At 64.6% G+C, this 21,948-nt stretch carries 21 protein-coding genes; 10 read left to right on the top strand and 11 right to left on the bottom strand.

Annotation, left to right across the window (positions count from 1 at the left end):
* Window positions 1–188 precede the first annotated feature (188 nt).
* Entirely contained in the window at window positions 189–1,835 is a 1,647-nt protein-coding gene (locus tag ACIPG5_RS08790; protein ID WP_401374373.1) for a GMC family oxidoreductase, read from the top strand.
* A 96-nt stretch (window positions 1,836–1,931) separates the two neighbouring features.
* Complete coding sequence (locus ACIPG5_RS08785) at window positions 1,932–3,551, top strand: MFS transporter (RefSeq protein WP_401374371.1); 1,620 nt, start codon at window positions 1,932–1,934, stop codon at window positions 3,549–3,551.
* A gap of 287 nt (window positions 3,552–3,838) precedes the next feature.
* Here ACIPG5_RS08785 and ACIPG5_RS08780 read toward each other — a convergent pair whose 3' ends face one another.
* The 4 genes from ACIPG5_RS08780 to glyQ all read right to left on the bottom strand — a co-directional run bounded on the left by ACIPG5_RS08780 (window position 3,839) and on the right by glyQ (window position 8,197).
* On the bottom strand, window positions 3,839–4,609 hold the full coding sequence (locus tag ACIPG5_RS08780; RefSeq protein ID WP_401374369.1) for a lysophospholipid acyltransferase family protein: 771 nt from the start codon (window positions 4,607–4,609) through the stop codon (window positions 3,839–3,841).
* A 61-nt stretch (window positions 4,610–4,670) separates the two neighbouring features.
* Entirely contained in the window at window positions 4,671–5,198 is a 528-nt protein-coding gene (gene gmhB / locus ACIPG5_RS08775; protein WP_401374366.1) for a D-glycero-beta-D-manno-heptose 1,7-bisphosphate 7-phosphatase, read from the bottom strand.
* Window positions 5,199–5,201: 3 nt separating this feature from the next.
* A complete protein-coding gene (glyS, locus tag ACIPG5_RS08770; RefSeq protein ID WP_176511742.1) occupies window positions 5,202–7,253 on the bottom strand; it encodes a glycine--tRNA ligase subunit beta in 2,052 nt (683 codons plus the stop codon).
* Window positions 7,250–8,197: a glycine--tRNA ligase subunit alpha gene (gene glyQ, locus ACIPG5_RS08765; protein WP_012312032.1), complete on the bottom strand. Its 948-nt coding sequence runs from the start codon at window positions 8,195–8,197 to the stop codon at window positions 7,250–7,252. The genes glyS and glyQ overlap by 4 nt, the downstream gene beginning before the upstream one ends.
* An 83-nt stretch (window positions 8,198–8,280) precedes the next feature.
* Between glyQ and ACIPG5_RS08760 the strand changes: the two genes are divergently transcribed.
* On the top strand, window positions 8,281–8,832 hold the full coding sequence (locus ACIPG5_RS08760; RefSeq protein WP_176511741.1) for a DNA-3-methyladenine glycosylase I: 552 nt from the start codon (window positions 8,281–8,283) through the stop codon (window positions 8,830–8,832).
* A gap of 41 nt (window positions 8,833–8,873) precedes the next feature.
* Window positions 8,874–9,761, top strand: coding sequence for a lysophospholipid acyltransferase (locus ACIPG5_RS08755; protein WP_176511740.1), 888 nt, complete (start codon window positions 8,874–8,876; stop codon window positions 9,759–9,761).
* 117 nt (window positions 9,762–9,878) lie between these two features.
* On the opposite strand, the gene ACIPG5_RS08750 is transcribed toward ACIPG5_RS08755, so the two are convergent.
* From ACIPG5_RS08750 to def, 5 genes are read right to left on the bottom strand one after another with little or no spacing between them, the layout of a single operon-like run.
* Entirely contained in the window at window positions 9,879–10,187 is a 309-nt protein-coding gene (locus ACIPG5_RS08750; RefSeq protein ID WP_176511739.1) for a tetratricopeptide repeat protein, read from the bottom strand.
* Window positions 10,188–10,198: 11 nt separating this feature from the next.
* On the bottom strand, window positions 10,199–11,572 hold the full coding sequence (gene trkA, locus ACIPG5_RS08745; protein WP_176511738.1) for a Trk system potassium transporter TrkA: 1,374 nt from the start codon (window positions 11,570–11,572) through the stop codon (window positions 10,199–10,201).
* A gap of 21 nt (window positions 11,573–11,593) precedes the next feature.
* A complete protein-coding gene (gene rsmB / locus ACIPG5_RS08740) occupies window positions 11,594–12,904 on the bottom strand; it encodes a 16S rRNA (cytosine(967)-C(5))-methyltransferase RsmB (protein WP_401374361.1) in 1,311 nt (436 codons plus the stop codon).
* Complete coding sequence (gene fmt / locus ACIPG5_RS08735) at window positions 12,901–13,833, bottom strand: methionyl-tRNA formyltransferase (RefSeq protein WP_401374358.1); 933 nt, start codon at window positions 13,831–13,833, stop codon at window positions 12,901–12,903. The genes rsmB and fmt overlap by 4 nt, the downstream gene beginning before the upstream one ends.
* Window positions 13,834–13,893: 60 nt before the next feature.
* Window positions 13,894–14,400 (bottom strand): peptide deformylase, encoded by a 507-nt coding sequence (def, locus tag ACIPG5_RS08730; protein ID WP_176511735.1) that lies wholly within the window; start codon window positions 14,398–14,400, stop codon window positions 13,894–13,896.
* A gap of 206 nt (window positions 14,401–14,606) precedes the next feature.
* Here def and dprA point away from each other — a divergent pair, with 206 nt between their 5' ends.
* The 4 genes from dprA (at window position 14,607) to ACIPG5_RS08710 (ending at window position 17,310) form a co-directional block, all read left to right on the top strand.
* Window positions 14,607–15,704 (top strand): DNA-processing protein DprA, encoded by a 1,098-nt coding sequence (dprA, locus tag ACIPG5_RS08725; RefSeq protein WP_401374355.1) that lies wholly within the window; start codon window positions 14,607–14,609, stop codon window positions 15,702–15,704.
* Between the two features lie 37 nt (window positions 15,705–15,741).
* Entirely contained in the window at window positions 15,742–16,299 is a 558-nt protein-coding gene (locus ACIPG5_RS08720; protein ID WP_286915600.1) for an L-threonylcarbamoyladenylate synthase, read from the top strand.
* A gap of 455 nt (window positions 16,300–16,754) precedes the next feature.
* A complete protein-coding gene (locus ACIPG5_RS08715; protein WP_401374352.1) occupies window positions 16,755–17,039 on the top strand; it encodes a type II toxin-antitoxin system Phd/YefM family antitoxin in 285 nt (94 codons plus the stop codon).
* On the top strand, window positions 17,005–17,310 hold the full coding sequence (locus ACIPG5_RS08710) for a Txe/YoeB family addiction module toxin (RefSeq protein ID WP_401374350.1): 306 nt from the start codon (window positions 17,005–17,007) through the stop codon (window positions 17,308–17,310). Before ACIPG5_RS08715 ends, ACIPG5_RS08710 begins: the two co-directional genes overlap by 35 nt.
* Window positions 17,311–17,367: 57 nt before the next feature.
* Here ACIPG5_RS08710 and ACIPG5_RS08705 read toward each other — a convergent pair whose 3' ends face one another.
* Complete coding sequence (locus tag ACIPG5_RS08705) at window positions 17,368–18,345, bottom strand: NADPH:quinone reductase (protein WP_401374347.1); 978 nt, start codon at window positions 18,343–18,345, stop codon at window positions 17,368–17,370.
* A gap of 134 nt (window positions 18,346–18,479) precedes the next feature.
* Between ACIPG5_RS08705 and hemF the strand changes: the two genes are divergently transcribed.
* Both hemF and aroE read left to right on the top strand, forming a co-directional pair.
* A complete protein-coding gene (hemF, locus tag ACIPG5_RS08700) occupies window positions 18,480–19,391 on the top strand; it encodes an oxygen-dependent coproporphyrinogen oxidase (RefSeq protein WP_176511730.1) in 912 nt (303 codons plus the stop codon).
* Between the two features lie 25 nt (window positions 19,392–19,416).
* Complete coding sequence (gene aroE / locus ACIPG5_RS08695; protein WP_401374345.1) at window positions 19,417–20,241, top strand: shikimate dehydrogenase; 825 nt, start codon at window positions 19,417–19,419, stop codon at window positions 20,239–20,241.
* A gap of 115 nt (window positions 20,242–20,356) precedes the next feature.
* On the opposite strand, the gene ACIPG5_RS08690 is transcribed toward aroE, so the two are convergent.
* A complete protein-coding gene (locus tag ACIPG5_RS08690; RefSeq protein ID WP_401374342.1) occupies window positions 20,357–21,922 on the bottom strand; it encodes a SulP family inorganic anion transporter in 1,566 nt (521 codons plus the stop codon).
* Window positions 21,923–21,948: the final 26 nt, after the last annotated feature.

Here is a 21,948-nt window from a genome sequence, read left to right as displayed (position 1 = left end):
CACAGGTTCACCACATGGCTCGAAGCCTGGGCTTTACCTGTGGGAGCCGGCTTGCCGGCGATAGGGCCGGTACAGGCTTACCGCTGTGCTAAAACGCACAACGGCTGCGCGAAATCTCGTGTTTCCTCTGCGAAATTAATCAATAAGATGTAGGACGACAAGAACAATAATCAGGCGCGAGGTTGCACATGCCGTCAGCCGATTCTGTCTTCGATTACGTGGTCGTAGGTGCCGGTCCCGCCGGCTGCCTGTTGGCCAATCGTTTGTCCGCCGACCCCACCTGCCGGGTATTGCTGCTCGAAGCGGGCGGCCGCGACAACTATCCCTGGATTCACATCCCCGTCGGTTACCTCTACTGCATCGGCAACCCACGCACCGACTGGTGCTTCAAGACCGAGGCACAACCCGGCCTGGGCGGTCGCAGCCTGGGTTACCCCCGGGGCAAGGTGCTGGGCGGCTGTTCCTCGATCAACGGCATGATCTACATGCGCGGCCAGGCCGCCGACTACGACCATTGGGCCGAGCAAGGCAACGATGGCTGGGCTTGGAAAGACGTGCTGCCACTGTTCAAGGCCAGCGAAAGCCACTTTGCCGGCAGCAGCGAGCACCATGGCGGCGACGGTGAATGGCGGGTCGAGCGCCAGCGCTACAGCTGGCCGATCCTCGATGCCTTCCGCGATGCCGCCGAGCAGGCCGGCATCGGCAAGGTCGACGACTTCAACACCGGTGACAACCAGGGCTGTGGATACTTTCAGGTCAACCAGCGCAGCGGCGTGCGCTGGAATGCCTCCAAGGCGTTCCTGCGGCCGATAAAAGGCCGCGCCAACCTCACCGTGCTCACGGACGTGCAGGTCGACCAGGTACTGCTCAACAACACCCGTGCGCGGGCAGTGAAAGCCCGCTGGCAAGGCGCCTGGCATGAGTTTGCCGCGCGCCGCGAGATCATTCTGTGCGCTGGCGCCGTGGGTTCGCCTGGCATTCTCCAGCGTTCGGGCATCGGCCCGAGCAAGCTGCTGCAAAGCCTGGGGATCGCCGTGCGCCACGACATGCCCGGGGTAGGCGGCAACCTGCAGGACCACCTGCAGCTGCGCCTGATCTACCAGATCCGCAACACCCGCACCCTCAACCAGATGGCCAACAGCTTGTGGGGCAAGATGGGCATGGGCCTGCGCTACCTGTACGACCGCAGCGGCCCGTTGGCCATGGCGCCAAGCCAGCTCGGCGCGTTCGTGCGCTCGAGCCCCGAGCAGGCCACGCCCAACCTGCAGTACCACGTGCAACCGCTTTCGCTGGAGCGCTTCGGCGAGCCGCTGCATCAGTTCCCGGCCTTTACCGCGTCGGTGTGCAACCTGCGCCCGGCAAGCCGCGGGCGCATCGACATCGCCAGCGCAGATATGCACCGCGCCCCGCTGATCGACCCCAACTACCTGAGCGACCCCCAGGACCTGCGCGTCGCCGCCGATGCCATTCGCATCACCCGGCGCATCGTCCAGGCCCCTGCCCTGGCCGCCTTCGCCCCCGAGGAATACCTGCCGGGCCCGGCGCTGCAGAGCGAAGAACAACTGTTCGAAGCCGCCGGCAAGATCGGCACCACCATCTTCCACCCGGTGGGCACCTGCCGCATGGGCAACGGCGCGCTGGACGTTGTGGATAATCAGCTGCGCGTGCACGGCATCCCCGGCCTGCGCGTGGCGGATGCCTCGATCATGCCGCAGATCACCTCCGGCAATACCTGTTCCCCCACCCTGATGATCGCCGAGAAGGCGGCGCAACTGATCCTCAAAGGAGCGGCTACCCAGACCTACCTAAACGAAGACGCGATACCGACGCCCTGACCCGGGTGCGTGCAGTACCGGCGGCTGTGGTCAGAGGCTGCCGACAGTGGAACAAAAAGAATAATCACTGTGGCCTGTGGGCCGAGGACAGCAACGATGTCGGATTACATCCAAGAGCAGGGGGCGACGGCGAGCACCCCCAGCCGCCGTGAAGAACGCAAGATCATTTTCGCGTCATCCCTCGGGACGGTTTTCGAGTGGTATGACTTTTTTCTCTATGGCGCGCTGGCAGCGGTCATCAGCAAGCAGTTCTTCGCTGGCGTGAATGACACCACCGCCTTCATCTTCGCCCTGATGGCCTTTGCCGCCGGCTTCCTGGTGCGGCCTTTCGGCGCCCTGGTGTTCGGCCGCCTGGGCGACATGATCGGGCGCAAGTACACCTTCCTGGTGACCATCGTGCTGATGGGCCTGTCCACCTTCGCGGTCGGCCTGCTGCCTACCTACGCCAGCATCGGCATCGCTGCGCCGATCATCCTGGTGGTGCTGCGCATGCTCCAGGGCCTGGCCCTGGGCGGCGAATACGGTGGCGCCGCCACCTACGTTGCCGAGCACGCGCCAGCGGGCAAGCGTGGTTTCCACACCGGGTTCATCCAGTCCACGGCCACCCTCGGCCTGCTGTTGTCGTTGCTGGTGGTGTTGGGCAGCCGCTACATCAGTGGCGACCAGTTCGAAACCTGGGGCTGGCGCCTGCCGTTCCTGCTGTCGATCGTGCTGCTGGCGATTTCCACCTGGATCCGCATGAGCATGCACGAGTCGCCGGCCTTCGTGAAAATGAAGGCCCAGGGCAAGGTCAGCAAGTCGCCGATCCGTGAGTCGTTCACCTCCTGGCCGAACCTCAAGGTGGTGCTCACTGCGCTGTTCAGCATCAACGCCGGGCAGGCCGTGACCTTCTACACGGCGCAGTTCTACGTGCTGTTCTTCATGACCCAGATGCTCAAGATGGACCCGGCCCAGGCCAACACCCTGCTGATCATCAGCGTGGTGATCGGCGCGCCGTTCTTCGTGTTCTTCGGCTGGCTGTCCGACCGCATCGGGCGCAAGCCGATCCTGATGCTCGGCCTGCTGCTGGCCACGGTGCTGTACTTCCCGCTGTTCAAGGCGCTCAGCCACTACGCCAACCCGCAGATCGACGCTGCCAGCCGCCAGGCGCCCATCGTCGTCACCGCCGACCCGCAGAGCTGCACCTTCCAGTTCGACCCGGTGGGCAAGGCGCGTTTCGACAGCCCGTGTGACAAGGTCAAGACCTTCCTGGTCAAGCAGGGCCTGCCCTACAGCTCGGTGGATGTGGCGGGCAGCCAGGTCGTGGTGAACATTGGCGACAAGACCATCAACGGCTTCGACGAAGCCGCCATGCGCACGGCGGTGGAACAGGCGGGCTACCCGGCCAAGGCGGACCCGACGCAGGTCAACCAGGTGATGGTGGTGGTGCTGATCGTGGCGATGATCCTGATTGCCACCATGACCTACGGACCATTGGCGGCGGTGATGGTCGAGCTGTTCCCGACGCGCATCCGCTACACCTCGATGTCCCTGCCCTACCACATCGGCAACGGCTGGTTCGGGGGCTTTTTGCCGACCGTGTCGTTTGCGTTGGTGGTGTACACCGGGGATATCTTCTATGGGCTGTGGTACCCGGTGCTGGTGACCGGGATCAGCCTGGTGGTGGGGATCTTCTGCCTCAAAGAAACCAAGGATGTGGATATCGACAAGATCTGAGGCTTTGTAGGAGCGGCCTTGTGTCGCGAAAGGGGCGCGCAGCGGCCCCAAATTATCAGCCATTGCTGAAATCGCCGGGGGCTGCCTTGCAGCCCTTTCGCGACACAAGGCCGCTCCTACAACCCATAAAAAAACCGGCTGTAAAAGCCGGTTTTCTTATGCCCCGAAAAAACTTATGCACGATTTTCGGAAAAATGTCATACAGAGAAATAAACAGCCAATTCAAACACTTAGCTATCACTTACGGCATTTAGTCCAAAAATTGCTAACAACTTATCCACAGAAGCTCAAGCCATCTGCTCCTGCGGTTTTTCATCCACTGGCGGCAGCGAGCCCATGGCCCGCTGGGTCGCCTCGTTCCAGGCGGCAGCGCGGTCGTTGAGCTCGGCGATGGCGCGAGGGCCAGTGCCGTTGGCGTACATCGGTTCGCCGATCACCACCTCGATGGTGCCGGCGCGCTTGCCCCAGCCAGCTTTCGGCCAGAACTTGCCAGCGTTGTGCGCAATCGGCAGCACCGGCAACCCGGCATTCACCGCCAGCGCGGTACCGCCACGGGAGAACTTGCCCACGGTGCCAAACGGCACGCGCGTCCCTTCCGGGAAGATCAGCACCCACACCTTCTGCTTGAGCAGCTCGTCACCCTGGCTGGCGACCTGGCGCAGGGCTTCCTTGGGGTTGTCGCGGTTGATCGCGATCGGCCGCAGCATGGCCATTGCCCAGCCGAAAAACGGCACGTACAGCAGCTCACGCTTGAGCACCTGGCTCAGCGGCGAGAAGTACGCCGACAGGAAGAAGGTCTCCCAGGTGCTCTGGTGATTGGAAAGAATCACGCAAGGCTCGCTGGGCACGTTCTGCGCACCGGTGATCTTGTAGTCGATGCCCAGAATGCTACGGCTCAAGAACAACGCGCAGCGGCACCAGTAGACGTTGATGAACTTGTAGCGCTTGGGGAACGACAAAAAGGGCGCAACGAAGAAGCTAAGCGAGCACCACAACAGCGAACTGGTGCCCAGCAGCAGGTAAAAAAGAAAGATTCTGATCGCCTGCAGGATCGACATAGTGGCAAGTACCGTTGCGGGGCGTGCCCGCCTGAGAAAAATGCGCCCGTAGGCGCATTGTTTAAATTAGTTCTCTGGCGATAGCTGCCAGATCGTCGAAAATCAGTGTAGTTTCACCGACGCCTTTTTCCAGGGTCCGCTCGCCCTTGCCGGTTTTCACCAGCACCGGTTGAGCTCCGACGGCCAGGGCGGCCTGCAGGTCACCCGTGCTGTCGCCGACGAACCACACGCCGTGAAGGTCGGCCTGGTAGTGCTCGGCAATCGCCCGCAGCATGCCCGGCTTGGGCTTGCGGCAAGCGCAGCCTTCGTCTGGCCCGTGCGGGCAGTACACGATGTGGCCCACTTCACCGCCCTGCTCGGCCACCCGCTCGCGCAAGCGCGCATGCATGGCCTCCAGGGTTGCCAGCGAGTAGTAGCCACGGGCGATGCCGGACTGGTTGGTGGCCACGGCCACCGTCCAGCCCGCCTTGCTCAACTGCGCGATCGCCTCGATCGAGCCGGGTATCGGGATCCACTCATCCAGCGACTTGATGTAGGCGTCGGAGTCCTGGTTGATCACCCCGTCACGATCGAGAATCAGCAGTTTCAAGGCTTACCCCAGCAGCGAAATGTCGGCAACGCCCAGGAACAGGCCGCGCAGGCGGCTGAGCAGGGCATAACGGTTGGCGCGTACCTTGGCGTCCTCGGCATTGACCATCACCGCCTCGAAGAAGGCGTCGACCGGGTCGCGCAGGGCGGCCAGGCGAGCCAGCGATTCGCTGTACTGGCGTGCCGCAGCCATCGGTTGCACGGCCTGGTCGGCCTGCTGGATGGCCGAGTACAGGGAGAACTCGTTGGCGTTGTCGAAGTACTTCGGCTCGACCTGCTCGGCGATGGCGCCTTCGGCCTTGCTCAGCAAGTTCGACACACGCTTGTTCACCGCGGCCAGGGCTTCGGCTTCCGGCAGCTTGCGGAAGGCCTGCACGGCCTGCACGCGCTGGTCGAAGTCCAGGGCCGAGCCCGGCTTCAGGGCACGTACCGACAGGTAGGTGGCAACGTCGATGCCTTCGTCTTCGTAGCGCGCACGCAGGCGGTCGAAGATGAATTCCAGCACCTGCTCGGCCAGGCCGGCGGCCTTGACCTTGGCACCGAACTGCTTGACCGCGAACTCGACCGCGGTGGTCAGGTCCAGGTCCAGCTGCTTCTCGATCAGGATGCGCAGCACGCCCAGGGCGGCACGGCGCAGGGCGTACGGGTCCTTGCTGCCGGTGGGCAGCATGCCGATGCCGAAGATGCCGACCAGGGTGTCGAGCTTGTCGGCGATGGCCACGGCCGCACCGGTGAGGGTCTGCGGCAGCTCGGCGCCAGCACCGCGCGGCATGTACTGCTCGTTCAGGGCCTGGGCGACGTCTTGCGGCTCGCCATCGTTGAGCGCGTAGTAGTAACCGGCAACGCCCTGCATCTCAGGGAACTCGCCAACCATCTCGGTGGCCAGGTCGCACTTGGACAGCAGGCCGGCACGGCCGGCGCGCTGGGCGTCGCCGCCGATCAGCGGGGCGATGAACGCGGCCAGCTTGGACACACGCTCGGCCTTGTCGTAGACAGTGCCCAGCTGAGCCTGGAACACCACGTTCTTCAGGCGCTCGTTGAAGGTTTCCAGCGGCTGCTTCTTGTCCTGCTTGAAGAAGAACTCGGCGTCGGTCAGGCGCGGGCGCACGACCTTCTCGTTACCCTGCACGATCTGCTTGGGGTCACGGCTCTCGACGTTGGCCACGGTGATGAAGCGCGGCAGCAGCTTGCCTTCGCTGTCGAGCAGGCAGAAGTATTTCTGGTTGTCCTGCATGGTGGTGATCAGGGCTTCCTGCGGCACCTCGAGGAAACGCTCCTCGAACGAGCACACCAGCGGCACCGGCCACTCGACCAGCGCGGTCACTTCGTCCAGCAGCGCCGGCGGCACGATGGCAGTGCCTTCCTGCTGCAGGGCCAGCTCGGCGGTACGCTTGCCGATCAGCTCGCGGCGCTCGGCGAAGTCGGCCAGCACGTAGGCTTTGCGCAGGTCTTCGACGTAGTTGGCCGGGGTGGTGATGACCACGTTTTCCGGGTGGTGGAAACGGTGGCCACGGGATTCACGGCCGGCCTGCTGGGACAGGATGGTGCAGTCGACCACCTGGTCGCCGAGTAGCATCACCAGCCACTGGGTCGGGCGCACGAACTCTTCACGGCTGGCCGCCCAGCGCATGCGCTTGGGGATCGGCAGGTCGTTGAGCGAATCCTCGACGATGGTCGGCAGCAGGCTGGCAGTGGCCTTGCCCGGGATGTGCTGGGAGAAGCGCAGCTTGGCGCCGCTCTGGTCGATTTCCGACAGCTCCACGCCGCACTTCTTGGCAAAGCCCAGGGCAGCCTGGGTCGGCTCGCCGTCCTTGAAGGCAGCCTGCATGGGCGGGCCGTCGATGTTGATGCTGCGGTCTGGCTGCTGCACGTCGAGCTGGCGGATCAGCACGGCCAGGCGGCGCGGCGCGGCATACACCTGCTTGCCGGTGTAGTTCAGGCCAGCGGCCTGCAGGCCCTTCTCGATGCCGGCCAGGAAGGCGTCGCCGAGGGTTGCCAGGGCCTTGGGTGGCAGCTCTTCGGTGCCCAGTTCAACCAGGAAATCTTGAGCACTCATTGTGCAGCCTCCAGCTTCGCCAACACTTCGTCACGCAGTTCAGGGGTGGCCATCGGGAAGCCCAGGCGTGCGCGGGCTTGCAGATAGCTTTGCGCCACGTCCCGGGCCAGGGTACGGACACGCAGGATGTAGCGCTGGCGCTCGGTCACCGAGATGGCGCGGCGGGCATCCAGCAGGTTGAAGGTGTGCGAAGCCTTCAGCACCATTTCATAGGTCGGCAGCGGCAGGTCCAGCTTGATCAGGCGGTTCGCTTCGCTTTCGTAGAAGTCGAACAGTTCGAACAGCTTCTCGACGTTGGCGTGCTCGAAGTTGTAGGTCGACTGCTCCACCTCGTTCTGGTGGAACACGTCGCCGTAGGTGACCTTGCCGAACGGGCCGTCGGCCCACACCAGGTCGTACACCGAGTCGACGCCCTGGATGTACATGGCCAGGCGCTCCAGGCCGTAGGTGATTTCACCGGTGACCGGGTAGCACTCGATGCCGCCCACTTGCTGGAAGTAGGTGAACTGGGTCACCTCCATGCCGTTGAGCCAGATTTCCCAGCCCAGGCCCCAGGCGCCCAGGGTCGGCGATTCCCAGTTGTCTTCGACGAAGCGGATATCGTGGACCAGCGGATCCAGGCCGATGGCTTTCAGCGAGCCGAGGTACAGCTCCTGGAAGTTGGCCGGGTTCGGCTTGAGCACCACCTGGAACTGGTAGTAGTGCTGCAGGCGGTTTGGGTTTTCGCCATACCGCCCGTCGGCAGGACGACGGCTGGGCTGCACGTAGGCAGCGTTCCAGGTCTCCGGGCCGACGGCGCGCAGGAATGTAGCGGTGTGGAAAGTGCCGGCGCCTACTTCCATATCGTAGGGCTGAAGCACCACACAACCTTGAGCTGCCCAGTAGTTCTGCAGGGCGAGGATCAGGTCTTGGAAGGTACGCACGGCTGGCGTAGGCTGGCTCACGAAATTCACCTGTATCTGGGGATGCGGATGTAAAGAGCGGGAGTATAACCTGATTCGCTTCGCCCTCTACTCATTGGAGCCTTATGCCACGCTGCTTTTGGTGTACCGACGATCCGTTGTACCAGGCCTACCACGACCAGGAATGGGGAACGCCACAGCGTGACCCGGCGTTGCTCTTCGAGATGCTTTTGCTCGAAGGGTTCCAGGCAGGGTTGTCATGGATCACCGTGCTGCGCAAACGCGAGCGCTATCGCGAGGTTCTGCACGGCTTCGACCCGCACCTGCTGGCGCAGATGAGCGACGAACGGGTCGAAGAGCTGATGCTCGATACCGGCATCATCCGCAACCGCCTCAAGCTCAAGGCCGTGCGCCGCAATGCCCAGGCCTGGCTGGCGCTGGACAACCCTGGCCAATGGCTGTGGTCGTTCGTCGGCGGCGAGCCGAAGATCAACCACTTCACCAGCCGCGGCGAAGTGCCGGCCGTCACCGACGAGGCCAAGGCAATGAGCAAGGCCCTGCAGAAAGCCGGCTTCACCTTCGTCGGCCCGACCATCTGCTACGCCTTCATGCAGGCCACCGGCATGGTCATGGACCACACCACCGATTGCGATCGCTACGCCGCCTTGCTGCGCTGAGGGGTTACAATGCGCGCCTTGCTGAAATAAGGAATTCGCCTGTGGAAAAGTTCAAGGGCGCCCTGATGGTCGGGGTGCTACGCCTGTTCGCCAAGCTGCCCTGGGGCGCTGTACAGCGCGTTGGCGCCGGTATCGGCTGGCTGATGTGGAAAGTCCCCAATGGCTCGCGCAACGTGGTGCGCATCAACCTGGCCAAGTGCTTCCCGCAGATGGACCCGGTCGAACGCGAGCAGCTGGTGGGCCGCGCGCTGAAAGATATCGGCAAGTCCTTTGTCGAAAGCGCCTGTGCCTGGATCTGGCCGCCGCAGCGTTCGCTGGACCTGGTCAAGGAAGTGCACGGCCTGGAAGTGCTGGAGCAGGCCCTGGCCTCGGGCAAGGGCGTGGTCGGCATCACCAGCCACCTGGGCAACTGGGAAGTGCTCAACCACTTCTATTGCAGCCAGTGCAAACCGATCATCTTCTACCGCCCGCCGAAGCTCAAGGCGGTGGATGACCTGCTGCGCGAGCAGCGCGTGCAGATGGGCAACCGCGTGGCGCCTTCGACCAAGGAAGGCATCCTCAGCGTGATCAAGGAAGTGCGCCGCGGTGGCCAGGTGGGCATCCCTGCCGACCCGGAGCCGGCCGAGTCGGCGGGGGTGTTCGTGCCGTTTCTCGGGACCCAGGCGCTGACCAGCAAGTTCGTGCCGAACATGCTGGCCGGGGGCAAGGCGGTGGGGGTGTTCCTGCATGCCCTGCGGCTGCCGGATGGTTCGGGCTTCAAGGTGTTTCTGGAGGCGGCGCCGGAAGAGATGTACAGCACCGATGTGAACGTGTCGGCGGCGGCCATGAGCAAGGTGGTCGAGCGTTATGTGCGCGAGTACCCGAGCCAGTACATGTGGAGCATGAAGCGCTTCAAGAAGCGGCCGGCCGGGGAGCCGCGCTGGTATTGAGGTTTTTGGGGGCGCTTTGCGCCCCTTTCGCGACACAAGGCCGCTCCTACAGAGGATCGCGGTCCCTGTAGGAGCGGCCTTGTGTCGCGAAAGGGCTGCAAAGCAGCCCCAGCAATCTCAAACCTTGTTCAGCTTCCTGAGAAACACCGCCATTTCCTTCTCGGCCTGCTTGTCGCCATGGGCCTGCGCCGCCACGATCCCGTCCTCCCAGGCCGTGCGCGCCGCCGCCACATCGCCCTGCAACTGATACGCCTTGCCCAGCAGCTTCCAGGCCGCCGAATACTTCGGGTCCTGCTCCACACAGCGCGCCAGGTGCACCGCCGCCTCGGCCCCATTGCCCTCGTCCAGCCAGGCCTTGCCCAAACCAAACCTCAGCAAAGGGTTATCCACACCCTTGGCCAGCATCTTCTCCAGCGATTCGCGCATGCCCTCTTCCCCTAGAAGAAACTCAAGCCGACGTGGAACAGCTTCTCCACATCCCGAATGTGCTTTTTATCCACAACGAACAGGATCACATGGTCGCCCGACTCGATCACCGTGTCGTCGTGGGCGATCATCACTTCTTCGTCGCGGATGATCGCGCCGATGGTGGTGCCCGGCGGCAGGGCGATGTCCTCGATGGCCTTGCCGACCACCTTGCTCGACTTCGAATCGCCATGCGCCACCGCCTCGATGGCCTCGGCCGCGCCGCGGCGCAGCGAGTGCACGCTGACGATATCGCCCCGGCGCACGTGCGCCAGCAAGGTGCCGATGGTGGCCAGCTGCGGGCTGATGGCGATATCGATGTCGCCGCCTTGCACCAGGTCGACGTAGGCCGGGTTGTTGATGATGGTCATCACCTTGCGCGCGCCAAGGCGCTTGGCCAGCAGCGACGACATGATGTTGGCCTCGTCGTCGTTGGTCAGGGCCAGGAAGATGTCGGCATCGGCGATGTTCTCTTCGAGCATCAGGTCCTTGTCCGAGGCACTGCCCTGCAGCACCACGGTGCTTTCCAGGGTGTCGGAGAGGTGGCGGCAGCGGGCCGGGCTCATCTCGATGATCTTCACCTGGTAGCGGCTTTCGATGGCCTCGGCCAGGCGCTCGCCGATCTGCCCGCCACCGGCGATGACCACACGCTTGTTGGTTTCATCGATGCGCCGCAGCTCGCCCATCACCGCGCGGATGTCCTTGCGTGCGGCAATGAAGAACACCTCGTCGTCCGCTTCGATCAAGGTATCGCCGCGTGGCGTGATCGGCCGGTCGCGGCGGAAGATCGCCGCCACGCGGGTGTCGACGTTGGGCATGTGCGCGCGGATCTGGCGCAGTTGCTGGCCCACCAGCGGCCCGCCGTAGTACGCCTTGACCGCCACCAGCTGGGCCTTGCCTTCGGCGAAGTCGATCACCTGCAGCGAGCCTGGGTGCTCGATCAGGCGCTTGATGTAGTTGGTCACCACCTGCTCGGGGCTGATCAGCACGTCCACCGGGATGTGGTCGTTGTCGAACAGCTCTTCGCGGGTGAGGTAGGCCGATTCGCGCACCCGGGCGATCTTGGTCGGGGTGTGGAACAGCGTGTAGGCCACCTGGCAGGCGACCATGTTGGTTTCGTCGCTGTTGGTCACTGCCACCAGCATGTCGGCGTCGTCGGCACCGGCCTGGCGCAGCACCGTGGGCAGCGAGCCACGGCCCTGCACGGTGCGGATGTCGAGGCGGTCGCCCAGGTCGCGCAGGCGCTCGCCGTCGGTATCGACCACGGTGATGTCGTTGGCTTCGCTCGCCAGGTGCTCCGCCAGCGTACCGCCCACCTGCCCTGCACCGAGGATGATGATCTTCATCCGCTACTCCCTAACGTGTGCTTACCCGCGCGAGGCGGCGATCTTGATCAGCTTGGCATAGTAGAAGCCGTCGTGGCCGCCTTCCTGGGCCAGCAGCTGGCGCCCGTGCGGCTGGGGCAGGCCGGCTTCGGTGGCCAGGGCCAGTTCGCGGGCACCGGGGGTGCGGGCGAGGAAGGCGCCGATCACCTCGGTGTTCTCGGTCGGCAGGCTGGAGCAGGTGGCGTACAGCAGCATGCCGCCCACTTCCAGGGTTGGCCACAGGGCATCGAGCAGCTCACCTTGCAGCGTGGCCAGGGCGGGGATGTCATCGGCCTGGCGGGTCAGCTTGATGTCCGGGTGGCGTCGGATCACGCCGGTGGCCGAGCACGGGGCGTCGAGCAGGATGCGCTGGAACGGTTTGCCGTCCCACCAGCTGGCGGTGTCGCGGGCATCGCAGGCGATCAGTTCGGCTTCCAGCTTGAGGCGCTCGAGGTTTTCGCGCACGCGGGTCAGGCGCTTGGCTTCCAGGTCGATGGCCACCAGGTGCGCCAGCCCTGCTTCGGCTTCGAGCAGGTGGCAGGTCTTGCCGCCGGGGGCGCAGCAGGCGTCGAGCACGCGCTGGCCGGGGGCCAGTTCGAGCAGGTCGGCAGACAGCTGCGCCGCTTCGTCCTGCACACTCACCCAGCCTTCGGCGAAGCCCGGCAGGCCGCGCACGTCGCAGGCTTCGCCCAGCACGATGCCATCGCGGCTGTACTGGCAAGCGCTGGCGGCAATGCCGGCTTCGGCCAACAGCGCCAGGTAGGCGTCACGGCTGTGATGGCGACGGTTGACCCGCAGGATCATCGGCGGGTGCGCGTTGTTGGCCGCACAGATCGCTTCCCACTGCTCTGGCCAGAAGGCCTTGAGCTGCTTTTGCAGCCAGCGCGGGTGGGCGGTGCGCACTACCGGGTCGCGTTCCATGTCGGCCAGCAGCGCCTCGCCTTCGCGCTGGGCGCGGCGCAGCACGGCGTTGAGCAGGCCCTTGGCCCAGGGCTTTTTCAGCTTGTCGGCGCACCCGACGGTTTCACCGATGGCGGCGTGGGCCGGAATGCGCGTGTAGAACAGCTGGTACAGGCCGACCAGCAGCAGCGCCTGCACATCGGCATCGGCGGCCTTGAAGGGTTTTTGCAGCAACTGGGCGGCGAGCAGGTCCAGGCGCGGCTGCCAGCGGGCGGTGCCGAAGGCCAGGTCCTGGGTCAGGCCACGGTCGCGTTCTTCGACCTTGTCCAGTTGCGCCGGCAGCGAGCTGTTCAGCGAGGCCTTGCCGCTGAGGACAGCGGCCAAGGCACGGGCGGCGGCGAGGCGTGGGTTCATTGGCCGAGCACCTTGCCACTGGCGAACTTCTCGCGGCGGCTGTTGAACAGGTCACTGAAGGCCAGGGCCTTGCCGCCGGGCAATTGCAGGCGGGTGAGGCTCAGCGCCTGGTCGGCGCAGGCGACCACCAGGCCGTCCTTGCTGGCTTCGAGAATTTCGCCGGGGGCGCCCTGGCCTGTGGACAACTTGGCGGCCAGTACCTTCACGCTCTCGCCGTCCAGGGTGCTGTGGCACACCGGCCAGGGGTTGAAGGCGCGGATCAGGCGCTCCAGTTCCGCAGCCGGGCGGTTCCAGTCGATGCGCGCTTCGTCTTTGTTCAGCTTGTGTGCATATGTGGCCAGGGCATGGTCCTGCACTTCACCTTGCAGCGAACCGTCTGCCAGGCCCGCGATGGCCTGGACTACAGCCGGCGGGCCCATTTCGGCGAGGCGGTCGTGCAGGCTGCCGCCGGTGTCGTCGGCGCTGATCGGGGTCACCACCTTGAGCAGCATGGGGCCTGTGTCCAGGCCCGCTTCCATGCGCATCACGGTCACGCCGCTCTCGGCATCGCCGGCTTCCACGGCGCGCTGGATCGGCGCCGCGCCGCGCCAGCGTGGCAGCAGCGAGGCGTGGCTGTTGATGCAGCCCAGGCGCGGGATATCCAGCACGGCCTGGGGCAGGATCAGGCCGTAGGCGACCACCACCATCAGGTCTGGCTTGAGCGCGGCGAGTTCGGCCTGGGCGTCTTCGTTGCGCAGGGTTGGCGGCTGGAACACCGGGATGTCATGGGCCACGGCCAATTGCTTGACCGGGCTCGGCATGAGCTTCTGGCCGCGGCCGGCAGGGCGGTCGGGCTGGGTGTAGACAGCCACGATCTGGTACGGGCTGTCGAGCAGGGCCTTGAGGTGTTCGGCGGCAAACTCTGGAGTGCCTGCAAAGACGATGCGCATGGAGTTCTCGCTTCAAAAAAGAAAAAGGCTTGCCGGAGCAAGCCTTCTGGAAGGTCGGGATCAGGCTTGCTGGCGGTGCTGCTTTTCCAGCTTCTTCTTGATCCGGTCGCGTTTGAGTTGCGACAGGTAGTCGACGAACAGCTTGCCGTTGAGGTGATCGAACTCGTGCTGCACGCACACCGCCAACAGGCCTTCGCATTCCAGTTCGAACGGCTTGCCGTCGCGGTCCTGGGCCTTGACCCGCACGCGCAGGGGGCGGTCGACGTTCTCGTAGAAGCCCGGTACCGACAGGCAGCCTTCCTGGTACTGGCCCATGTCGTGGGTCAGCTCTTCGACGGTGGGGTTGATGAAGACGCGCGGTTCGCTGCGGTCTTCGCTCAGGTCCATGACCACGACCTGCTTGTGCACGTTGACCTGGGTCGCGGCCAGGCCGATGCCAGGGGCTTCGTACATGGTTTCAAACATGTCGTCGATCAGCTGACGCAGGGCGTCGTCGAACTCCGTCACCGGTTTGGCAAGGGTGCGCAGGCGCGGGTCCGGGAATTCGAGAATGTTCAAGATGGCCATAAGGTCAGGCAGTCACTGTGCGTTCGGTTGAAAACTGAACACACATAATAAAGGGAATCGACGATTTCGGCACCTGGCAAGCTCGTCTAGGGTGTCTATAGGCTTGATAGCCCGCATTTAATGGACAGCTTTTCAAAGTGTTACCCACACAGTTATCCACAGGTTGTGCCACGTAGATGGCCCTGTTTCGATCAAGGATGATCACCATGCCGTTTCACCATTTGTCGCCTTGCCCGCCGGCGGAGCTTGAGGCCAGGTTGCGCCTGCATTGCCTGCCGGAAATTGGCTTGCGAAGGTTTCACACCCTGCTCGAAGCGTTCGGCAGTGCCTCTTCGGCGCTCAGTGCGCCGGCGGGTGCCTGGCGTGCCCTGGGTCTTGGGCAGGCCGCCGCCGATGCCCGGCGCAGCGCCGCCGTGCGCGACGCCGCACTGGCCGCAATGGCCTGGTTAGAGCGCCCCGGCCAGCATTTGCTGATGTGGGACAGCCCTGGCTACCCGGCCTTGCTGGCCGAAATCGATGATCCCCCGCCGCTGTTGTTCGTCGCCGGCGACCCTGCCGTGCTCGAGCGGCCGCAGCTGGCGATAGTGGGCAGCAGGCGTGCTTCACCGCCGGCACTCGACACCGCCCGGGCATTCTCGCGTTACCTGGCGCAGGCCGGGTTCACCATCACCAGTGGCCTTGCCCTGGGCATCGACGGTGCCGCTCATCGGGCGGCGCTGCAGGCTGGGGGGAGCACGATCGGGGTGCTGGGCACGGGCCTGCAAAAACTTTATCCACAGCGCCACCGCGACTTGGCCAAGGCCATGATCGACAGCGGTGGCGCGCTGGTTTCCGAGTACCCGCTGGATGCCGGCCCGCTGCCGGGCAACTTCCCGCGGCGCAATCGCATCATCAGTGGTTTGTCGCTGGGTGTGCTGGTGGTCGAGGCCAGCCTTGCCAGCGGCTCGTTGATCACAGCACGCCTGGCAGCCGAACAGGGCCGCGAGGTGTATGCCATCCCAGGCTCCATCCACCACCCCGGCGCCAAGGGTTGCCACCAGCTGATCCGCGATGGCGCGCTGCTGGTGGAGAGTGTGGAGCAGATTCTGGAAACCTTGCAGGGATGGCAGAACCTGCCGCCGCCCGCTGTGGATAAACCCTCCCATCCCCTGCTCGCTTTGCTACATGCCGCGCCGCAGACCAGCGAGGCGCTGGCCGCCGGTAGCGAGCTACCCTTGGCCCAGGTGCTGGCGCTATTGACCGAGCTGGAGCTCGAAGGCCGGGTCAGTAATGAAGCCGGGCGTTGGTTTGCCCGCGTGGGCTAAGTAAACTGCGCCCATGGCTTAAATGCGGAGATACAAAATGGTGAGCAGTTGGCGTGTGCAACAAGCCGCACGTGAGATCCGGGCCGGCGCGGTAATCGCCTACCCGACGGAAGCGGTCTGGGGCCTGGGCTGCGACCCATGGAACGAGGACGCGGTGTATCGCCTGCTGGCGCTGAAGTCGCGGCCTGTGGATAAGGGGCTGATTCTGGTGGCCGACAACATCCGCCAGTTCGACTTCTTGTTCGAGGACTTCCCCGAAGACTGGATCGACCGCATGGGCAGCACCTGGCCCGGCCCCAATACCTGGCTGGTGCCACACCAGGACCTGTTGCCGGAGTGGGTGACGGGGCAGCATGACTCGGTGGCGCTGCGGGTCAGTGATCATCCCCAGGTGCGCGAGTTGTGTGCGTTGGTGGGGCCGCTGATTTCCACGTCGTGCAACCCGGGTGGGCGGCCGGCGGCGAAGACGCGGTTGCGGGTGGAGCAGTACTTCCATGGCCAGCTGGACCTGGTGCTCGGTGGGGCGCTGGGTGGGCGGAAGAATCCGAGTGTGATTCGTGACCTGGTGACCGGCGAGGTCGTGCGCCCGGGTTGATCCTCTTGGGTGAGCGCTAATTGCTGTAGGAGCGGCCTTGTGTCGCGAAAGGGTTGCGCAGCAGCCCCATCAATTTCCGCACCGGTATTGCACTCGGGGGCCGCTTTTCGGCCCTTTCGCGACACAAGGCCGCTCCTACAAAGGGGTGCTGGCTTTTTCTGAAGTGGTACCCCGCCGCCTGCAAGAGCGCCACTCAACCTGTGGGAGCCGGCTTGCCGGCGATTGTTAGGAACATAGATATTTCCTACGCGTGCAGTTGAGCACCATCACCTTCCTGCCCTAAGCCGTTCGCCCTAAGCTCCGCGATCTCATGGTTTCCGACCATGGGAAGTTGAGGTTTGTACCTAGGCTTGTACAATGTTTGTGTTTGCAGAACCAAGCCTATTGCCCATCCATTTACCCTGGCTGGGTCGAGAAGAACCTGATCCAGGCTACGCCTGGGAAGGATTTGAAAAATGCATGTACTGACTTTTAGCCAGGCTCGCGCCGACCTGAAGCAGACGATGGATGATGTATGTCGAGATCATGAGCCTGCGATCATCACTCGCCAACGTGGCGAGCCGGTGGTCATGATTTCGCTTGAAGACTACAACGGCATGCAAGAGACCCTGTATTTGCTGGGCTCTTCCACTAACGCCAAGCGCTTGCGCGCCTCCATCGAGCAGTTGCGGTCGGGTACAGCTGTAACCCATGAGCTGTCCATAGATGAACATGAAGTCAAAGCAGCGGAACAAGACTGAAGCCCGCAATTGCGTGAGCGTTGCGTTTACTGCGGAAGGTTGGGATGACTACTGTCACTGGAAAGATGCTGACGCTGATGTGTTTGCTACGATCAACACCCTGATCAAGGAATGCCTACGTACGCCTTTCAAAGGCACAGGCAAACCTGAGCCTCTGAAGGGAGATCTTTCAGGATTCTGGTCCCGTCGCATTACCCGCGAGCACCGGCTGGTCTACCTCTTTGAAAGAGGGCAGATGACCATCTTGCAGTGCCGATACCACTACGACTGATCGTGCTGCCTGTCCTCGTGGAAAAGCCCGCGAAGGGGCCGCAAGCGGCCCCAAGGTTCAGGGCAGTAGAACAGTCGACCCCACCGTCCGCCGCGCCGACAGCTCGGTCTGCGCCTTGGCCGCCTCGCTCAGCGGATACCGCTGCTGGATATCCACCACCAGCTTGCCACTGCCAATCATGGCAAACAGGTCATCCGCCATGGCCTGGGTGTTTTCGGCATTGTTGGCATAGCCGGCCAGGGTCGGCCGGGTGACATACAGCGAACCCTTCTGCGACAAGATCCCCAAGTTCACCCCAGTCACTGCGCCGGACGCATTGCCAAAGCTCACCATCAACCCGCGCGGCTGCAGGCAGTCGAGCGAGGTCAGCCAGGTGTCGGCGCCGACGCCGTCATACACCACCGGGCATTTCTTGCCGTCGGTCAGTTCAAGCACGCGCTTGGCCACGTCCTCGCGGCTGTAGTCGATGGTCGCCCACGCCCCCAGCGCCTTGGCCCGCTCGGCCTTTTCGGCGGAGCTGACGGTGCCGATCAACTTGGCCCCGAGCGCCTTGGCCCACTGGCAGGCCAGCGAGCCGACGCCCCCGGCAGCAGCGTGGAACAGGATCACATCGCCCGGCTGCACGGCGTAGGTCTGCTTGAGCAGGTACTGCACGGTCAAACCCTTGAGCATCACCGCCGCCGCCTGTTCGAAGCTGATGTCGTCGGGCAGCTTCACCAGGTTGGCTTCGGGCAGCGTATGCACTTCGCTGTAGGCGCCCAGCGGGCCGCCGGCGTAGGCCACGCGGTCACCCACCTTCAAGCGGGTGACGCCCTCGCCCACGGCCTCGATCACCCCGGCACCTTCGGTGCCCAGGCCAGAAGGCAGCGCCGGTGGGGCGTACAGCCCGCTGCGGAAATAGGTGTCGATGAAGTTCAAGCCGACCGCATGGTTACGCACACGCACTTGCTGCGGGCCGGGGGCTGGCGGGTCGAACTCCACGAACTGCAGTACTTCCGGGCCGCCATGCTGGCTGAACTGGATACGCTTGGCCATCTCGCACTCCTGTTGTCGGGATCGGGAAAGGCCTTCTATCGGACGCCTTTGCTTGATCGCCGTCAACTGCGGCGCGCGGGTTGGCGGTGGTATGCTACGCGCCGAATTCTTCCCTGCCCGTTCCTGGTGACCCGATGACTAGCCGCACCGAGGCCGTGAAAGCCTACCTGCTCGACCTGCAAGACCGCATCTGCTCTGCCCTCGAAGCCGAAGACGGCGGCGCCCGCTTCGTCGAGGATGCCTGGGTGCGCGAAGCCGGTGGCGGGGGGCGCACGCGGGTGATCGGCGAGGGCCAGGTGATCGAGAAAGGCGGGGTGAACTTCTCCCACGTGTTCGGCGCCGGCCTGCCGCCGTCGGCCAGTGCCCACCGCCCCGAGCTGGCGGGCCGTGGCTTCGAGGCCCTGGGCGTGTCGCTGGTGATCCACCCGCACAACCCGCATGTGCCCACTTCCCACGCCAATGTGCGCTTTTTCATCGCCGAGAAAGAAGGCGAAGAAGCGGTCTGGTGGTTCGGTGGCGGCTTCGACCTGACCCCGTACTACGGCAATGAAGAAGACTGCATCCACTGGCACCGCGTGGCCGAGCAGGCTTGCGCGCCGTTCGGCGCCGACGTGTACCCGCGCTACAAGGCCTGGTGCGACCGCTACTTCCACATCAAGCACCGCGGCGAGCCACGCGGTATCGGCGGCCTGTTCTTCGACGACTTGAATGAGTGGGACTTCGACACCTGCTTCGCCTTCATCCGCGCCATCGGCGATGCCTATGTCGACGCCTACCTGCCGATCGTGCAGCGCCGCAAGCACACGCCCTACACTGCCGAACAGCGCGAATTCCAGGAGTACCGCCGCGGCCGCTACGTGGAGTTCAACCTGGTCTATGACCGCGGCACCCTGTTCGGGCTGCAGTCCGGTGGGCGTACCGAGTCGATCCTCATGTCGCTGCCGCCGCAGGTACGCTGGGGTTACGATTGGAAGGCCGCGCCCGGCAGCGAGGAAGCGCGCCTGACCGACTACTTCCTGCAAGATCGCGACTGGCTCGCCCAGTAAGCCTGTGGATAACCGAGGAGCTCCCATGGACCAGTACGTCGTTTTCGGCAACCCCATCGGCCACAGCAAGTCGCCGTTGATTCACCGGCTGTTCGCCGAGCAGACCGGCCAGGACCTGGAGTACAGCACCTTGCTGGCGCCGCTGGACGAGTTCAGCGACTGCGCCCGCGGTTTCTTCAAGCAAGGCAGCGGTGCCAACGTGACCGTGCCGTTCAAGGAAGAGGCCTACCGCCTGTGCGACAGCCTGACCCCACGCGCCCAGCGCGCCGGGGCGGTGAATACCCTGAAGAAGCTGGCCGACGGCACGCTGCAGGGCGACAACACCGATGGCGCCGGGCTGGTGCGTGACCTGACGGTGAATGCCGGGGTCGAGCTGGCCGGCAAGCGCGTCCTCATCCTCGGCGCGGGCGGTGCGGTACGCGGTGTGCTGGAGCCGATCCTGGCGCTGGACCCGCAATCGCTGGTGGTCGCCAACCGCACGGTGGAAAAGGCCGAGCTGCTGGCGCGCGAATTCGCCGAACTGGGGCCGGTGGTGGCCAGTGGGTATGGCTGGCTGCAGGAGCCGGTGGACGTGATCATCAACGCCACCTCGGCCAGCCTGGCCGGCGAGTTGCCGCCGATTGCCGAAAGCCTGGTCGAGGCCGGGCGCACGGTGTGCTACGACATGATGTACGGCAAGGAGCCGACGCCGTTCTGCCAGTGGGCGAGCAAGCTGGGGGCGGTGAAGGTGCTGGATGGGCTGGGCATGCTGGCCGAGCAGGCGGCCGAGGCGTTCTTCATCTGGCGTGGGATTCGGCCGGATACGCGGCCGGTGCTGGACGAGTTGCGCCGGCAGCTGGCACGGGGTTGATGTTTTGGGGCCGCTTTGCGGCCCTTTCGCGACACAAGGCCGCTCCTACAAGGCACCGCAATCCCCTGTAGGAGCGGCCTTGTGTCGCGAAAGGGCTGCAAAGCAGCCCCCACGATCACTCAATAAACCGAATGGGACACAGCTCCCCCCCCTCCAACTTCTGCAATTCCTCGATCACCTGCGGCCTGGCCCGCTGCATCGTCAAACTCCCCCCCGCCCGGCGCAGCCGCCGCGCCTCGCGGTGCAACATATCTACCCCCGAATAGTCGATGAAGTTCACCTGCCGCGCATCGATCACCACATGCGGCCCCTGGCAGCGCTGCAAGCGCACCTGCAGGTAATGCGCCGCACCAAAGAAGATCGACCCACCCACCCGCAGCACATCCGCCTGCCCTTCCCGGCTCTGCTGCACGCGCGGGCGCGACGTGCGCTTGAGGTAGAAGAACAGCGATGCCAGCACCCCGGCATAAATCGCCGTCTGCAGCTCCAGCAGCAAGGTCGCCGCCGCCGTCAGCGCCATCACCAGAAACTCCGAGCGGCTGACCCGGAACAGCGCACGAATCGCCCGGTGGTCCACCAGCCCCCAGCAGATCAGCAGGATGCTGCCGGCCATGGCCGGGATCGGCAGGTGCGCGATCAGCCCGGCCCCGGTCACCGCGAACAGCGCCACCCACAGCGCCGAGAACACGCCGGCCAGGGGCGAGCGGGCGCCGGCGTCGTAGCTCAGGCCCGAACGGGTGAACGAGCCGGATGACAGGTAGCCCGAGAAGAACGCACCGACGATGTTCGACAGGCCCTGGGCGCGGATTTCCTGGTCGGCGTCGATCAACTGCTCCGAGCGCGCCGACAGCGAGCGGGCGATCGACAGGCTGGTCACCAGGCCAAGCATGCCCACCGCAACGGCACTGGGCAGCAGGCGCAGGATCAGCTCCAGGTCCAGCAGCGGCAAGGGGCTGAATGGCGGCAACTGGCCGGTGAAGGCTGGTACCCGCGCCACATGGCCGAAGAAACCTGGCAGCAGCCAGGCGACCCCGCTGACCACCATCAGGCTTATCAACAGGCTCGGCCAGCGCGGGCGCCAGAGTTTCAAGGCCACGCCGATCACCACGGTCGCCAGGCCAAGCAGCAGCGACGGCACATCGACCTCGCCGGCATGCCTGGCCAGGTCCTGCACGGTCTTCAGCGCCGTGGCCTGGCTCGGCAGGTCCATGCCCAGCAGGTTGGGCAACTGGCCCAGGGCAATGACGATGGCCGCGCCCAGGGTGAAGCCGAGCACCACCGAATGGGAGACGAAGTTCACCAGCGCGCCGAAGCGCAGCAGGCCGAGCAGCAGCTGGAAGACGCCGCCGAGGAACGTCAGCAGCAGCACCAAGGTCACGTAGTCGGCGCTGCCGGCCACGGCCAAGGGGCTGATGCTGGCGTAGAGGACGATGGAGATGGCGGCGGTCGGGCCGCAGATCAGGTGCCAGGAGGAGCCCCACAAGCAGGCGATCAGCACCGGCACGATCGCCGCGTACAGGCCATATTCGGCAGGCAGGCCGGTGATCAGGGCGTAGGCGATCGATTGCGGCAGGGCGAGGATCGCCCCGCTCAGGCCCACCAGCAGGTCCTGGCGCAGGCTGCGGCCCGATTGGCGGGGCAGCCAGGTGAGGAAGGGCAGTAGGTGGGTCAGGTGAATCATTGGGTAACTCGCTTGGGGGGGCTTGT

Origin of the sequence: Pseudomonas sp. NPDC087029 (genome assembly GCF_044745345.1) — a bacterium.
GTDB lineage: Bacteria > Pseudomonadota > Gammaproteobacteria > Pseudomonadales > Pseudomonadaceae > Aquipseudomonas > Aquipseudomonas faucium.
Note: the sequence above shows the minus strand (reverse complement) of the source record. Positions and strands in the feature narration are given on the sequence as shown.

What these genes read in the sequence shown, in the direction of transcription:
- aroE (WP_401374345.1), top strand. Translation starts at nt 19,417, where the DNA reads ATGGACCAGTACGTCGTTTTCGGCAACCCCATCGGCCACAGCAAGTCG.
- ACIPG5_RS08720 (WP_286915600.1), top strand. Translation starts at nt 15,742, where the DNA reads ATGGTGAGCAGTTGGCGTGTGCAACAAGCCGCACGTGAGATCCGGGCC.
- ACIPG5_RS08790 (WP_401374373.1), top strand. Translation starts at nt 189, where the DNA reads ATGCCGTCAGCCGATTCTGTCTTCGATTACGTGGTCGTAGGTGCCGGT.
- glyS (WP_176511742.1), bottom strand. Translation starts at nt 7,253, where the DNA reads ATGAGTGCTCAAGATTTCCTGGTTGAACTGGGCACCGAAGAGCTGCCA.
- ACIPG5_RS08715 (WP_401374352.1), top strand. Translation starts at nt 16,755, where the DNA reads ATGCATGTACTGACTTTTAGCCAGGCTCGCGCCGACCTGAAGCAGACG.
- trkA (WP_176511738.1), bottom strand. Translation starts at nt 11,572, where the DNA reads ATGAAGATCATCATCCTCGGTGCAGGGCAGGTGGGCGGTACGCTGGCG.
- ACIPG5_RS08690 (WP_401374342.1), bottom strand. Translation starts at nt 21,922, where the DNA reads ATGATTCACCTGACCCACCTACTGCCCTTCCTCACCTGGCTGCCCCGC.
- ACIPG5_RS08705 (WP_401374347.1), bottom strand. Translation starts at nt 18,345, where the DNA reads ATGGCCAAGCGTATCCAGTTCAGCCAGCATGGCGGCCCGGAAGTACTG.
- dprA (WP_401374355.1), top strand. Translation starts at nt 14,607, where the DNA reads ATGCCGTTTCACCATTTGTCGCCTTGCCCGCCGGCGGAGCTTGAGGCC.
- rsmB (WP_401374361.1), bottom strand. Translation starts at nt 12,904, where the DNA reads ATGAACCCACGCCTCGCCGCCGCCCGTGCCTTGGCCGCTGTCCTCAGC.
- ACIPG5_RS08780 (WP_401374369.1), bottom strand. Translation starts at nt 4,609, where the DNA reads ATGTCGATCCTGCAGGCGATCAGAATCTTTCTTTTTTACCTGCTGCTG.
- ACIPG5_RS08710 (WP_401374350.1), top strand. Translation starts at nt 17,005, where the DNA reads ATGAACATGAAGTCAAAGCAGCGGAACAAGACTGAAGCCCGCAATTGC.
- ACIPG5_RS08750 (WP_176511739.1), bottom strand. Translation starts at nt 10,187, where the DNA reads ATGCGCGAATCGCTGGAGAAGATGCTGGCCAAGGGTGTGGATAACCCT.
- def (WP_176511735.1), bottom strand. Translation starts at nt 14,400, where the DNA reads ATGGCCATCTTGAACATTCTCGAATTCCCGGACCCGCGCCTGCGCACC.
- ACIPG5_RS08760 (WP_176511741.1), top strand. Translation starts at nt 8,281, where the DNA reads ATGCCACGCTGCTTTTGGTGTACCGACGATCCGTTGTACCAGGCCTAC.
- fmt (WP_401374358.1), bottom strand. Translation starts at nt 13,833, where the DNA reads ATGCGCATCGTCTTTGCAGGCACTCCAGAGTTTGCCGCCGAACACCTC.
- ACIPG5_RS08785 (WP_401374371.1), top strand. Translation starts at nt 1,932, where the DNA reads ATGTCGGATTACATCCAAGAGCAGGGGGCGACGGCGAGCACCCCCAGC.
- hemF (WP_176511730.1), top strand. Translation starts at nt 18,480, where the DNA reads ATGACTAGCCGCACCGAGGCCGTGAAAGCCTACCTGCTCGACCTGCAA.